Source organism: Nocardiopsis sp. NPDC058631, assembly GCF_042716955.1.
Lineage (GTDB): Bacteria > Actinomycetota > Actinomycetes > Streptosporangiales > Streptosporangiaceae > Nocardiopsis.
The window spans coordinates 29418-43137 of the sequence record NZ_JBHXQY010000006.1 but is presented as its reverse complement, the minus strand read 5'-3'; the positions used below and the strand labels follow the sequence as shown (position 1 = coordinate 43137).

The window sequence follows — 13720 nt, the reverse complement described above, 5'->3', positions numbered from 1 at the left end:
CGTGGCACGGCTCCCGGACGCCGCTCTTCCCGGGGGTGGTCTGCGTCAGCGCACGTAGCGCGGGTTGCTCACACCGCTCTCGTGGTGCAGCCGGTCCAGGGCGGTCACGTAGTAGGTGCGGTCGCCGTCCCCGGCGGGCGCGGTGAACACCGTCTCCCCGTCGGCGGCGCGCACCGTGCCGACCATGGAGCGCGGGTCCTCGACACCGCACGCGACCCCGTCCCGTCCGGGCGGGCCGTCGAGGGCGTAGACCGCGTAGTAGGCGGGGTCCTGGCCGCGTCCGGGCCGGATGGTCACCTCGGTGCCGCCGTCGCCCCGCGCGGCCCGGGTGACCACGGGTGCGGCGGGGGCGGCCCCGCCGAGGCCGTCCTTGACCGGGATCAGGGCGGGGTGGGCGTAGTGCTCCTCCACCACGACGTCCATGGCCTCCCTCGCGTTGGTGTCCAGCGACGTCGCACTGAAGTAGACGTCGCCGTGCACCCCCGGGTGGTCGCGGTTGAACTCCAGGTGCCGGGCGAGTTCGCGCGGGTCGGACCAGGCGCCCGCGTTGCCCGCCTTGTAGGCGGCCTGGCCGATGTACAGGTGCGTTCCGGTGCCCTCCGCGACCTCCTCCCACCACGGGACCAGGACCGCGTAGTCGGCCACCGGCAGGCCGATCTCCCAGTAGACCTGCGGGTTGATGTAGTCGAGCCAGCCCTCGGTGACCCACTTGCGGCTGTCGGCGTACTGGCCGTCGTAGGACTGGGAGCCGTTGGTGTCGGAGCCTTCCGGGTCGCTGGAGGCGTTGCGCCAGATCCCGAACGGGCTGATGCCGAACTTCACGTGCGGTTTGGCGGCGTGCACGGCCTCGCTCATGCCCTGCACCATCAGGTCGACGTTGTTGCGCCGCCAGTCCGCGATGCCGTCGAACCCGCCGCCGTGCTCGGCGAAGGTGTCCTCGTCCGGGATCGTCTGCCCGGCCACCGGATAGGGGTAGAAGTAGTCGTCGAAGTGGACCCCGTCGAGGTCGTAGTTCTCGACCGAGTGCATCATCGCCTCGATCACGAACTCGCGGGCCTCGGGGATGCCCGGGTCGTAGTAGAGCCTGCCCCCGTACTCGAACACCCAGTCCGGGTTCTGCCGTGCGGGGTGGTCCTCGACCAGCCGCTCCGGGTCGGCGTGCATGGCCACCCGGTAGGGGTTGTACCAGGCGTGGAACTCCAGGTTGCGCGCGTGGGCGGCCTCGACGGCGAACTCCAACGGGTCGTAGCCGGGGTCGCCGCCCTGCTCGCCGGTGAGCCACTCCGACCACGGCTCGTGGGGGGAGGGCCAGAACGCGTCCGCGGTCGGCCGGACCTGCACGAACACGGCGTTGAGCCCGTTGTCCACCGCCCGGTCGTAGAGCGCGGCGAGTTCGGCCTGCTGCTCCTCGGGGGTGAGGCCCTGTTCGCTGGGCCAGTCGATGTTGTACACCCCGGCGATCCACTCGGCGCGCATCTGGCGTTTGGGCGGGGCCTGGGGATCGGTCTCGCACACCCCGTCCGGGGTGTGCGTCCCGGCCGCGCGCGGGGCCGCGCCGCTGGAGGGCGTGTGGACCAGGGACGTGGTGAGGACCGCGGCGAGGGCGCCGCAGAGGAGAGCCGTGCGGGGGATCAGAACCGTGGCCCGCGAGGACCGGGGCACGGGGCTGTTCCTGTGCGATGACGCCAACGTGGCTCCTTCCGACTTCTGCCTGCGTGGAGGGGGACGGGCCCGGAAGCGCCGGGGCGGCCGGTCTCGTCCCGCGACAACTGTGTGCGATGGTCAGCGTGCTTTTAGCAGAGAACCTTCATGATTTACCGAACGAAGGCAAGAGTCCTACGGAAGGTTGGTACGCACGTGAAAAAAGAGGCTTTTGGGCATACCTGTCCCACTCGAACGGCCAGACTGCCCACCACCTTGACCTCAATCACCCTTGAGGTTCTATGGTGGTCGGATTTCCCGGCCGTCCGAACAGGGGAGCCTCCGTGAGACGCACCGTGGTCAATCCGTGGACCTACCCGGAGGGCCTCGACCAGGGCATCCTGGTCGAGGGCCACCAGCGCCTGCTGTTCGTCAGCGGCCAGTGCGCCGTGTCGGCGGACGGGGCGTCACTCCATCCGGGTGACATGCGCGCCCAGACGGCGGCGGCGCTGGACAACGTCGAGGCGGTCCTGCACAGGGCGGGGATGACCCTCGCGAACATCGTCCGCATGAACACCTACGTCACCGACGTGGACGGTTTCCTCGATCGGGCCGGGAAGATGATGTCCGAGCGTCTGGAGGCGTTCGACGTCAGACCCCCCGGAGTCCTGGCGGGCATCACGCGGCTGGGCCGCCCGGAGCTGCTCGTGGAGCTGGAGGCCGTCGCCGCCGACTGACCGGCGACTCCCGACCCGGACGGTTCACCGGCCCCACGGCCCCGGGGCGGACCCGGCCCGCGCCCGCCCCTTTCGCGGAAACCGCCGCGCACACCCTAGAATGCCCGGGATTCCGGTCCTGCGTTCCCCCGAACGCGGGCGCCGGAGAGGGCGAGGCCCCCGGCCCCCGGGGCTGGTTCCCCGCCCGGCCGCTCCCCCGCGCCCCGGTGGTGTCCCATGCCCGGGCCGGGGCCGGCCCGCCCCCTCACCCCGTGGAAAGGGCCGTATCCGGTGGACCTCTTGCGCGTCGTCGTCGGCGTGGGCATCTCCGTGCTCCTCTCCTACAGCCTGCCGTGGGCCCGCCACACATGGTGGCGGGCCGCCCTGGTGGCCCTCGCCTTCGCGCTGTACGCGCTGGCGCCGTTCCTGCCCGGTTGGGGCCCGGTGGTCCTCGTCCTCGCCTGCCCGGCCATCGCGGTCGCCCTCGCGCGCCTGGCCAGGAGCGACGAGAACGCCCAGACGTCACCGTCCCTGTTCAACGACCGCCGCGGGCTCGTCCTGTGGCCCCTGGGCGCGCTCGCGGGCACCTGCCTGGTCGGCGCCCTGGTCCATGACGCGTCCGGTTTCCTCTCCCTGGCGGCCGGGCTGCTCGGCGACGACCGCGTCTTCGTGGTCGTCGCCGGGTTCTTCCTCGCGACGTTCGTCGGCGGGGAGGTCGTCACCCACCTCCTGCGCCCGTTCACGAACGCCCTCGACAGGGAGGAGGGCGAGGAGATGAGGTCGCTCAGGGGCGCGGGCGCGGTGGTCGGCTGGCTGGAGCGGTCGCTGATCTACACCTTCGTCCTCGTGGGCCGGCCCGAGGGCGCCGCCCTGGTGGTCGCCGTCAAGGCCCTGGCGAGGTTCCCCGACCTGCGGGCCAACCAGAAGGGTTTCGCGGAGTACTTCATGATCGGCACCCTGAGCAGTCTGGGGGTCGCGGCCTTCGTCGGATTCGCGGCCCGCACTATACTGTCGTGAGATGGGTGCGAGGCCACCCGGACCGGAGGGTTTCCGTGAACCTCAGAGAACACGACCTGATCAGGAAAGTCCTGTCGATCGGGCTCCCGGAACACGACTTCGTCATCGCCGGTAGCGGTCCGCTCCTGGCGCACGGCATCCGCTGGGACGTCGGGGACATCGACGTCGTCGCCCGCGGGGCGGCCTGGGAGAGGGCGCTGGCGCTGGGAGAGCCCGAGGACGCCCCCTTCGGGGACGGGGTCCGCAGGGTCCTGCTCTTCGACGGCCGGGTCGAGATCCTCAACGGCTGGTTCCCCGACATCTGGACGGTCGACGAGCTGATCGAGGGCGCCGAGGTGATCGACGGCCTGCGCTTCGCGGTCCTGGACAACGTGCGGGTGTGGAAGACACTGCTCGGCCGGAGCAAGGACCACCTCGACGTCAAGCTCGTCAACGAGTACCTGGACTCCGTGTTCCACTGAGGTGTGTCCGGCCCGCCCGCGCGGGCGGGCCACGGCGGCGGCCGCCCCGGCCGCCCCGCCACCGGAAGGCACGCCGCGCCGCCCCTACACGTTCGGCGCGGTGCTGGTCAGGAGCAGACCGGCGCCGGTGCTCAGGCCCGCGCCGATTCCTCCCAGGCACAGCTCCTGCAAAGCCTCGCTGTCCTCCACGACGGCCTCGCCCGTGAAGTGGTACCGGGCGGGCCTGCCGCCCAGCCGCTTCCACCGGGCGGAGGTCACCCGCAGCGCGCCCGCCGTCTTGGCCTGCAGCCACCCCTCGAACTCCGGCTCCTCCAGGGCGACCCGCTTGCCGCGCGGACGCGGGTCCTCGGCGGTCGGCTCGGCACCGCGCTGCCCGGTGGGCGCGGCGATCAGCTCCCAGCGGATGGTCTCGCCCTCCGTGTGCCGGGGCGGCGGCTGCATCGTCGCCGCATACGCGCCGGGGATCTTCCCCCACGCGGGGGCTGTGTCGGAGCTGACCACCAGGGTGGTCGGGGAGACACGCGCCCACAGGACCCGGGCGTCGGAGTCCGGGTCCGGGTCGACCGCTTGGCGCACGGCGCGGCCCATGGTCGCCCACTGCTCCATGGGTGTGCTGCGCTTGGAGTTGAGACTGATGCGAGCCAGGTACAAGGATTTCCGATCCGGGTCTGGTCCCCGCCTGGGCGGGGCACGTGTGCGGGCACGGACCGCCGGGGGCCTCCCCCGTCCGCGCTGGACCCTTCAGTCTACGAGGCGCGGACGCCCGTTCCGCCCACGGCGGGGCGGGACGCCGGAAGACGCGGGTGCGCCGGGCCGTCGAAGGGGGCACCCGCGTCTTTCCCGCGGCCGGCTCCGTTGTCCACAGGCGGCTCGGGCGACCCGGGCGGCGGAGAATGCGATCCCGCCTCCTCTGCCTTCCGCGCCGCCCTTTGCCGCCGTTCCCCGGTCCGCGCACGTGTGCGCACACACCTTTTCTCCCGTGCCCGCCGGGGCCGAATGCCTTCGATCACCGGTGCCCTGTCGTACGTTCCCCGGCCCTTCCCCGCCACGGAGGCCGCCCGGGTCGACCGGTGGGCGGAGGGGGTGCGCGTCGCGCCCGCCCGCGCGGAGGAGGCAGGGCGGCCGGTGCGCCTGAGAGCGCCCTCACCGGCGGTGAGGGCCCGCAGGTGCGCGCGTTCGACCGGCGGCCGATCGCCGAGGACCGGACCGAAGCACCCTGGGGAGTCGACAGTGCAGTTCAGGGGCATGGATCGGGGCGCGTTCGATCCGGCCGGGGGTCACGTCTGCGCCCCGGCTGGAGCGGCTTCCTCCGATGATCCGATCACCCAAGGTGATCCATGATGTGCCGCTCCCACCGCAGTCGGCCCCGCCCTTGTTCGGTGGGATACGCGCCTGTACTGTGTCCGCATGTTGTCGAGCCAGCTCAGGTACCTCGCAGCGCTGGCGAAAGAGCGTCACCCCACCCGGACGGTGAAGGCGTGTCCCTTTACCCGGACCGCGATCTCTGCCGCGACGAGAGAACTCGAATGCGGGTTCCGCACCACCGCCGCGAAGCGCAGAAACCGTTCCACCCGTCCCGTTTCCGGGGGCGGGAGAACCGTCCGGCGATCCCGGCAGATCCCCACCGGGCACGACACTCCGGCTGATCCGGAAGTCGACAACACCATCGGGCCCGTCATCGCGGGTGGGCCCCCTGGCCCCGTGCTCGCCCCCGCCTCCCGGTCCGCAGTGTCCGGGACCGGCGTCAAGGGCGGTCCGGGCCGGCACCACTCCGGCCGGCCCGCCCCCGCGGATCCCCCCGCCCCGCATCGTATGACCCCGTGAAGAACGGGAACCGCACCTGAAAACCCACGCGCGGCGTCCGGTACGCCGCGCGTGTCCGATCTGTGAAGAGGATGGTCCATGCCGTCGTTCCTTGACCGCGAGAGAAGTGTGGCTCCCCCGGGCTACAGCCGGTGGCTCATCCCTCCGGCAGCACTCGCCGTCCACCTCTCCATCGGCCAGGTGTACGCGTTCAGTGTCTTCAAGACCCCCCTCGTCGAGCGCTTCGACACCTCGCTGACCGCGATCGGGGTCGTCTTCAGCATCGCCATCGTCATGCTCGGCCTGTCCGCCGCGTTCGGCGGCAAGTGGGTGGAGCGCAACGGTCCGCGCAAGGCCATGTTCGTCTCCGGGGTGTGCTGGGCGGGCGGGTTCCTGGTCGGCGCGCTGGGCGTGGCGACGGGCCAGCTGTGGCTGCTCTACCTCGGCTACGGGGTCCTGGGCGGGATCGGCCTCGGTATCGGGTACATCTCGCCCGTCTCCACGCTGATCAAGTGGTTCCCCGACCGGCCGGGGATGGCCACGGGCATGGCCATCATGGGGTTCGGGGGCGGTGCGCTCATCGCGTCCCCGCTGTCCTCCGCCCTGCTGGACCGGTACGCCGAGACGCCCTCCGAGGCGATCGTCCCCACGTTCCTCACCCTGGGAGCGGTGTACTTCACGGCCATGATGCTGGGGTCGGCCACCGTCAGGGTGCCGCCGCCGGGCTGGACCCCCGAGGGCGGGACGCCCGTCCGGGCCCCCTCCGGTGACGAGCCCGCCCAGGAGGGCGTCAGCGTGGAGACGGCCTTTCGCACCCGGCAGTTCTGGTTGCTGTGGATCGTGCTGTTCTGCAACGTCACCGCCGGGATCGGCATCCTCGAACAGGCCGCCCCCATGGTGCAGGACTTCTTCGGCGGCGTCGGCGCGGCCGAGGCGGCCGGGTACGTCGGCGTCCTCTCCCTGTGCAACATGCTGGGGCGTTTCGTCTGGTCCTCCACGTCCGACGCCCTCGGGCGCAAACGCACCTACATCGGCTACCTCGGGATCGGCTGCGTGCTGTACCTGCTCATCGCCGTGGCGGGCACGAGTTCGGTGGTGCTCTTCGTGGCGGTCACCGGCGTCATCCTGTCCTTCTACGGAGGCGGTTTCTCGACGATCCCGGCCTACCTGAAGGACCTGTTCGGCTCGTTCAACGTCGGGGCGATCCACGGCCGGCTCCTCACCGCCTGGTCGTGCGCGGGTATCGCGGGGCCGCTGATCGTCAACGTGATCGCCGACAGCCAGCTCGCGGCAGGCCGTTCGGGCGCCGACCTGTACACCGCCTCCCTCTACCTCATGGTGGTGGTGATGGCGGTCGGTTTCACGGCCAACATGCTGGTGCGCCCGCTGTCGGCGTCCGTGACCCGGCACCCGGGGGCGGCCGGCCCGGAACGGTCCCGCGAGGCCGTCTCGTGAGCCCCGGTCGCACGACCGGGGCATCCGGCGGACAGCGGGAACAGGAAGCGCCCGGAGGTACCGGGCCGCGGAAGGAGGCCCCTGTGGGCGGTGGAGAACGAGGCGGGCAGCCGCTGTCGAAGGCGGCGGCGCTCTTCCTGTGGGTGGTCGTGGTCATGGCCCTGGGCTACGGGGTGGTGCAGACCGCGGTCCAGGCCACGGCCCTGTTCACCGGCTGACAGAGGGGGGCCGGCGCGGAGGCGGGGCCGCGGTGCCCGCCTCCGCGGCGGTCCCGGCCACGGCGCCGGCCCCCGCGGTCGGTCGCAGGCGGACGCGGACGGCGATCGCGGCGCAGGCGACCACCGCGGCCCCACCGAGGACAGTGGGCCAGGTGAGCTGCTCGTGCAGGAGCAGGGCGGCCCATCCGATGGTCATCACCGGCTGGACGAGCTGGACCTGGCCGACCCGCGCCATCGGACCGATGGCGAGCCCCCGGTACCAGGCGAAGAAGCCGAGGAACATGCTCACCACCGCCAGGTAGGCGAACGCCGCCCACTCGACCGGGGTACCGCTCGGGGGCTGCCGGACCACCGCGACACCGGTGAGGACCGCCATCAGCGGCGCGGACAGGACGAGCGCCCAGGAGACGGTCTGCCAGGCACCGAGTTCGCGCGCCAGGAGTCCGCCCTCCGCGTAGCCGACCGCGGCGGCGGCCACGGCACCGAACAGGAGCAGGTCGGGCCAGTGCGGCCCGCCGGGACCTTCGCCCTGCAACGCGGCGAACGCGGTGGCGGCCACCGCGCCGACGGCCGCCATGGTCCAGAAGGACGCCGGGGGCCTCTCACTCCCCCGGAGCGCCGCCGTCACCGCTGTCGCAGCGGGCAGGAGGGCGATCACGACAGCTCCGTGGCTTGCCTGTGCGAAGGTGAGCGCGAACGAGGTCAGGACGGGGAAGCCCACGACGACGCCTCCCGCGACGACCGCCAGGCGGCCCCACTGGGCTCCGCGGGGCAGGCGCTGCCCCGTCCACGCCAGCGCCGCGGCGGCGAGGAGCGCGGCGACGACCGCCCGGCCCGAGCCGGTGAACAGCGGCGACATCGCGCCGCCCTCGACGGTGACGCGCGTGAGCGGGACGGTGAGGGAGAAGGCCGCGACTCCGAGCAGTCCCCAGAGCAGACCGGCACGGGAGGTCGATAGCGCTGTCGGCGCCGGAGGAGTAGCGCTACTCTTATCATTCATGAACAACGATAGCAGTGCGCGTATTGTCGCGGGACTCCGCGCGTGGATCGCCACAGCCCCGCCGGGGGCGAGGCTGCCGTCCACGAGGGCGTTGGTGGCGCAGTACGAGGCGAGTCCCGTCACGGTGCAGAAGGCGCTGCGGACACTGGCCTCGCAGGGGTCGGTGGAGAGCCGCCCCGGTGTGGGCACCTTCGTGCGCGCGGTCCGGGTCGCGCGCCCGAACGACTACGGGTGGCAGACCGCGGTACTCGGCTCACCGGCCCCCAGGGCCCCTCACTCCGCCGCGGCGCTGCGGACCGTGCCCAACGACGTGGTCGCGCTGCACTCGGGCTATCCGGACCGGGAGCTCCTCCCCGAGCGCCTGGTACGCGGCGCGTTCACGCGCGCCGCACGCAGCGGGGCCGCCGTCGGCAGGCCCCCGGCTGCGGGCCTTGCCGAGCTCCAGGCCTGGTTCGCGACCGAACTGGGCGCGGCCTCCCCGGTCGGGGTGGCCCCGCCCGCGCCCGGCGACGCGGTCGTCCTCCCGGGGAGCCAGAGCGGGCTCAGCACCGCCTTTCGCGCACTGGTCGGCGCGGGTCGGCCGCTCCTGGTGGAGTCGCCCACCTACTGGGGCGCGCTCCTGGCCGCCGCGCAGTCGGGCGTACGGGTCGTGCCCGTGCCCAGCGGCGCCGACGGGCCGGACCCGGACGGCCTGGCCCGCGCGTTCGAGCGCACCGGGGCGAGCGCCTTCTACGCCCAGCCGAACTTCGCCAACCCCACCGGCGCCCGCTGGTCGCCGGACCTGGCCGACGGGGTACTGGACACCGTGCGCCGGTACGGTGCGTTCCTCGTCGAGGACGACTGGGCGCACGACTTCGGGATCGATGCCGGCCCCGCGCCCGTGGCCGCCCGCGACGACGGCGGGCACGTCGTGTACCTGCGTTCGTTGACCAAGAGCGTGTCCCCTGCCGTGCGCGTCGCCGGGATCATCGCCCGCGGCCCCGCCCGGGAGCGGATCCTCGCCGACGCCCGGTCCGAGTCCCTGTACGTCAGCGGCATGCTGCAGGCGGTGGCGCTCGACGTCGTCACACAGCCCGCGTGGCGCACCCACCTGAGAGGGCTGCGCCACCAGTTGGCCGCCCGGCGCGACCTCCTCGTGGGGGCCCTGCGCGAGCACGCCCCCGGCGCGCACCTGGAGGCCGTGCCCCGGGGCGGGCTGAACCTCTGGGTGCGGCTCCCCGACGACACCGATCTGGCACGGTTCGTCCCGGACTGCGAGGCCCTCGGAGTCGTCGTCGCCCCGGGCGACGAGTGGTTCCCCGCCGAACCCACCGGTCCCCACCTTCGGCTCAACTACGCCGGCCCGAACCCGGGGTCCTTCCCCGACGGGGCGCGGGCGATCGGTCGGGCGATCGCCCGACGCGGCTCCCCCTGACCTCGCCGGGGCGGCCCCGTGGTCCCCCGGGGCAGCGGAGGGCCTTCCTCCGTCCCCCGGTTCAGGTGGCCAGGCGGACCAGGTTCCCGTTCTCCAGAGCCGCCCAGACCGCACCGTCGGCGGTGACCGCGATCCCGTGGGGCTCGCTGTCCGGGGTCGGCAGGTCGACGAGGTCGATGTCGCCCTCCGCCGTGACGTGTCCGATCCGGTTCGCGCCCCACTCGGTGAACCAGCACCCGCCGGCGGGGTCGGCGGCGATGGCGTGGGGCCGCGCGTCGCGGCGGGGCAGGGGGAACTCCCGGACGTCTCCGTCCACGGTGAGGCGTCCGACCTGGCCGGCGCCGATCTCCACGAACCACAGAGCCCCGTCCGCGCCCGCGGTGATTCCCACGGGGGCCGCGCCCCCGGTGGGGAGGGCGTGGACGGTGACCATGCCGTCGACGGTGATCCGGCCGACCGCGTCGGCCTGGTTGAGGGTGAACCACAGGGCACCGTCGGGCCCGGCGGTGATGACCGAGGGCAACCCGCCCCGTGTCGGCAGGGGGAACTCCGTGATCTCTCCGTCCGTGGTGACGCGCCCGACCCTGTCGGTGTTCATCTCGGTGAACCACAGCGCCCCGTCGGGCCCGGCGGTGATGCCGAAGGGGCGTGCACCGGGAGCGGGCAGCGCGAAGGATCCGGCCTCCCCGTCCGCAGTGATCCGGCCGATCCTGTCGTCCTGGGTGCGGGTGAACCAGAACGCCCCGTCCGGGCCCGGGGTGATGAGCGAGGGGCCGCAGGTGGCGGAGTCCAGCGGGTACAGGGTCGCCGCGCCGTCCGGGGCCATGCGCGCGATCTGCCCGTGGTGGACGAGGGTGGCCCAGAGGGAGCCGCCCTCCCCGCCGGTGACACCGTAGGGGCCGGCGTCCCTCGCGGCCAGCGGGTGTTCGAGGACGGTACGGGCACGGGCGTGGTGGGTCATCGGCGTTCTCCTGTCACGCGGGCCATCGTGGTCGCTGGGGGAGCACGTGCGCAACCGCTTTTCGGTGGGACGTGTGAAGGCCGGGTGCGCGGGTCAGGGGTGCTCCTCCCCGGTGGTCCTCGCGGGCTCGTCGCCGGTCTCGTCCGCAGGGGCCGGCCCGCGGTGGCGGAGCGAGAGCAGGGAGCCGAGGCCGAGCACGATGGCCGTGCCGATCGCCGTGTACCAGGTGAAACCGACCAGGTCCGGTGCCAGGAGGAACAGGGAGGCCATGGTCGCGACGGCCGCCCCGAAGGCGACGGCTGCGTCGAACTGGCGCGCCCTGCGGACCCACAGGCCCAGGAGGAACGCGCCGAGGAGTCCGCCGTAGGTGAGGCTGGCCACGGACAGGCCCAGTTCGACGACGGGGGTGTCGGTCCCGGTGAACATGGCCCCGGCACCGACGAACACCAGCCCCCAGCCGAGGGTGAACAGGCGGCCGAGCCGCAGCCCCTGGGCGTCGGAGAGCGCACGGCGGGTGAACCGCTCGTACAGGTCGGCCATGGTGGAGGAGGAGAGCGCCGACAGCGACGAGGACAGGGTGCTCATCGCCGCCGCGATGATCCCGGCGAGTATCAGCCCCGAGAGGCCGGCGGGAAGTCCCTCGACGATGAACACCGGGAACAGCTCGTCGGAGTTGGCGAGCCCGAGCTGGGCGGTCGAGGCGCCCTCGAAGTAGGAGTACAGCGCGAGACCCACGGTGAGGAACAGGGCGAACTGGAGGAACACCACGACGGCGCTGCCGATCACCGCCTTCTGGGCGTCGCGGAGGCTGCGGCAGCCCAGCAGCCGCTGCACGATGATCTGGTCGGCGCCGTGGGAGGCGGTGGAGAGCAGGGCACCGCCCAGAACCGCGGTGACCGTGGCGTACGGGGAGGAGACCGGGTTCGACGTCAGGTCGAGGAACCGGGTCTTGCCCTCGTCGGCCGCGACCGCGAGGAAGTTCACGTCGAGGCTGTTGACGATGACGGCCAGGGCGACGACGCCGCCGACCACGTACAGCGCCATCTGGAGGACGTCGACCCACACCACGGCCCTGATCCCGCCGACGAGGGTGTAGAGGACCGTGAACCCGCCGAGCAGGGCGATGATCGCGAAGTAGGGCAGTTCCAGCCCGTAGGAGTCCAGGACGATCTTGACCGGGATGGCGGCCGCGAACATCCGCACGCCGTCCGCGAGCAGCCGGGTGAACAGGAACGTGACCGAGGCGGTGCCCTGCATGCCGCGGCCGAAGCGCAGGCCCAGGTAGGCGTAGGCCGTGGTCATCTCCCCCTGGTAGTACCGCGGCAGCAGCACGAAGGCGACGACCACTCGCCCGATCAGGTAGCCGACGGCCACCTGGAGGAAGGTCACGTCGCCCAGGTAGGCGACGCCGGGGATGCTGATCACCGTGAGGGCGCTGGTCTCGGTGGCCACGACGGACAGGCACACCGCCCACCAGGGCAGGTTGCGGCCTCCGATGAAGTAGTCGCGTGTGTTGCGCTGGCGGCCGGACAGTCTCAGGCCGAGCCACGCCGAGCACAGCAGGTACACCACGATGACCACGAGATCGACGGCATGCACGGGAGGGCTCCGGAGGGTGGGGGGCGGGTGGTCGTGCGGGCGGGTCACGGCGCCGGGGTGGGGCGGAGTCGGGGCGGAGGGGCGGTTCGGCGTGCGGTCTGTTCAGGGGCCCCGGACGTCGACGCGCAGGCGTGCGGGGGCGGTGGCCGCCGGTTCGGGGAGCCGGAGGGGGCCGGCTCCCGGGGTGAGGCGGCCCAGGAGCGGTGACCTGCGCGCGCCCGTGCAGGCCGGGACCGACCCGGAGAGCCCGTGCCAGGTGAGGAAGCCGATCAGCGCGAACAGGTAGGCCTCCTTGGCGTCGTTGTCCAGCCCGAGGGCGTCGAACGGGCGGAGCCGCGCCGGGTGGAGCCGGGCGGCGAGCCGTTCCATCAGCGCCGGGTTGCGTGTTCCGCCACCGGACGCGAACACCTCGGCCGTCCCGTAGGGGCGCAGCGCGTCCGCGACGGTGACGGCGGTGACCTCGACCAGGGTGGCCAGGAGGTGGCCGGCGCCGGGTGTGCCCGTGCGCCGCAGCGCCGCGTCGAGGTGGGCGGGGCCGAACAGCTCCAGCCCGCTGGTCTTGGGCGGGGCCAGCCGGTAGTAGGGCTCGGCGAGCAGGAGTTCGAGCAGGGCGGGGTCGGGGCGGCCCGACCGGGCGAGCGCCCCCTCGGCGTCGAAGTCGGAGCGCCCGCCGGTCACCCGGCGCGTGGCCGCGTCGAGCAGGGCGTTGCCCGGCCCGGTGTCGAAGGCCTCGGGCGGGGCCCCGGACCGGACGACGGTGGCGTTGGCGATGCCGCCGAGGTTCAGGGCCGCCGTGGGTGCGGCGCGTCCGCCGAGGAGGAGGACGTCCAGCAGCGCGGCCAGCGGCGCCCCCCGGCCTCCGGCGGCCACGTCGGCGGTGCGCACGTCCGAGACCACGGGCAGGCCGGTGGCCTCGGCGATCCATGCGGGCTGGCCGAGCTGGAGGGTTCCGCGCACCGCGGCCCCCTCGACCCAGTGGAAGAGGGTCTGCCCGTGTGAGGCGACCAGGTCCGCGCGGCCCCCGGCGAGCTCCTCGGCACCGAGCCGCGCCGCCTCGCCGAACGCCTGCCCGATGCGGGTGTCGAGTCGGCACACGGTCTCCATCGTGGTTCCCTCTGGAGGCAGTGCGCCCCGGATCTCCTCCCGCAGACCCGCCGGGTAGGGCACGGTGCGGTGGCCCAGGGGTGCCAGTCCCACCAGGTCGGCGTCCAGCTCCAGGTCGGCGGCGGCGACGTCGATCCCGTCGGCCGAGGTTCCCGAGGACAGTCCGAGGACGATCACGGGGCCTCCCCGCCGGGGGCCGCTGGACCCCGACGGCGCGTTCCGGGTTGTCTCCGGTGCTCTCGGACACGTCCGGTACCCATCCACACCTCCGGTAGCAAACTGTCCACCAGGCTTATACCGTGCGTGAGGAACGCGTCAATCCCCCTTCTGC

Annotated in this window: 12 protein-coding genes; 6 read left to right on the top strand and 6 right to left on the bottom strand. The window is 73.0% G+C overall.

Annotated elements, in window-relative coordinates:
- Positions 1-45: 45 nt before the first annotated feature.
- Complete coding sequence (locus ACFWTE_RS04060) at positions 46-1689, bottom strand: glycoside hydrolase family 10 protein (protein ID WP_378777818.1); 1644 nt, start codon at positions 1687-1689, stop codon at positions 46-48.
- 296 nt (positions 1690-1985) lie between these two features.
- On the opposite strand from ACFWTE_RS04060, the gene ACFWTE_RS04055 reads away from it, so the two are divergent.
- The 3 genes from ACFWTE_RS04055 (at position 1986) to ACFWTE_RS04045 (ending at position 3835) form a co-directional block, all read left to right on the top strand.
- Positions 1986-2378: a RidA family protein gene (locus ACFWTE_RS04055; protein WP_378777816.1), complete on the top strand. Its 393-nt coding sequence runs from the start codon at positions 1986-1988 to the stop codon at positions 2376-2378.
- 270 nt (positions 2379-2648) lie between these two features.
- On the top strand, positions 2649-3374 hold the full coding sequence (locus ACFWTE_RS04050; RefSeq protein ID WP_378777814.1) for a hypothetical protein: 726 nt from the start codon (positions 2649-2651) through the stop codon (positions 3372-3374).
- A 35-nt stretch (positions 3375-3409) separates the two neighbouring features.
- A complete protein-coding gene (locus tag ACFWTE_RS04045; protein ID WP_378777812.1) occupies positions 3410-3835 on the top strand; it encodes a hypothetical protein in 426 nt (141 codons plus the stop codon).
- A gap of 84 nt (positions 3836-3919) precedes the next feature.
- On the opposite strand, the gene ACFWTE_RS04040 is transcribed toward ACFWTE_RS04045, so the two are convergent.
- Positions 3920-4486, bottom strand: a complete 567-nt coding sequence (locus tag ACFWTE_RS04040) for a type I-E CRISPR-associated protein Cas6/Cse3/CasE (RefSeq protein WP_378777810.1) — start codon at positions 4484-4486, stop codon at positions 3920-3922.
- 1251 nt (positions 4487-5737) lie between these two features.
- Between ACFWTE_RS04040 and ACFWTE_RS04035 the strand changes: the two genes are divergently transcribed.
- Both ACFWTE_RS04035 and ACFWTE_RS04030 read left to right on the top strand, forming a co-directional pair.
- On the top strand, positions 5738-7093 hold the full coding sequence (locus tag ACFWTE_RS04035) for an OFA family MFS transporter (RefSeq protein WP_378777808.1): 1356 nt from the start codon (positions 5738-5740) through the stop codon (positions 7091-7093).
- An 83-nt stretch (positions 7094-7176) separates the two neighbouring features.
- Entirely contained in the window at positions 7177-7311 is a 135-nt protein-coding gene (locus tag ACFWTE_RS04030) for a hypothetical protein (RefSeq protein ID WP_378777806.1), read from the top strand.
- Here the strand turns inward: ACFWTE_RS04030 and ACFWTE_RS04025 are convergent.
- Positions 7301-8311 (bottom strand): DMT family transporter, encoded by a 1011-nt coding sequence (locus ACFWTE_RS04025; RefSeq protein WP_378777804.1) that lies wholly within the window; start codon positions 8309-8311, stop codon positions 7301-7303. The genes ACFWTE_RS04030 and ACFWTE_RS04025 overlap by 11 nt on opposite strands.
- Here ACFWTE_RS04025 and ACFWTE_RS04020 point away from each other — a divergent pair.
- The gene (locus ACFWTE_RS04020; RefSeq protein WP_378777802.1) at positions 8310-9725 is read left to right on the top strand and encodes a PLP-dependent aminotransferase family protein; all 1416 of its coding nucleotides are present in this window, start codon (positions 8310-8312) and stop codon (positions 9723-9725) included. The two genes, ACFWTE_RS04025 and ACFWTE_RS04020, sit on opposite strands and share 2 nt — an antisense overlap.
- A 61-nt stretch (positions 9726-9786) precedes the next feature.
- Here ACFWTE_RS04020 and ACFWTE_RS04015 read toward each other — a convergent pair whose 3' ends face one another.
- From ACFWTE_RS04015 to ACFWTE_RS04005, 3 genes are all read right to left on the bottom strand, one after another.
- The gene (locus ACFWTE_RS04015) at positions 9787-10686 is read right to left on the bottom strand and encodes a virginiamycin B lyase (protein ID WP_378777800.1); all 900 of its coding nucleotides are present in this window, start codon (positions 10684-10686) and stop codon (positions 9787-9789) included.
- Positions 10687-10779: 93 nt separating this feature from the next.
- Positions 10780-12285 carry a sodium:solute symporter gene (locus ACFWTE_RS04010; protein ID WP_378777798.1) on the bottom strand — a complete coding sequence of 502 codons (1506 nt, stop codon included), beginning with the start codon at positions 12283-12285 and terminating at the stop codon, positions 10780-10782.
- Positions 12286-12387: 102 nt separating this feature from the next.
- Complete coding sequence (locus ACFWTE_RS04005; RefSeq protein WP_378777796.1) at positions 12388-13566, bottom strand: anhydro-N-acetylmuramic acid kinase; 1179 nt, start codon at positions 13564-13566, stop codon at positions 12388-12390.
- Positions 13567-13720: the final 154 nt, after the last annotated feature.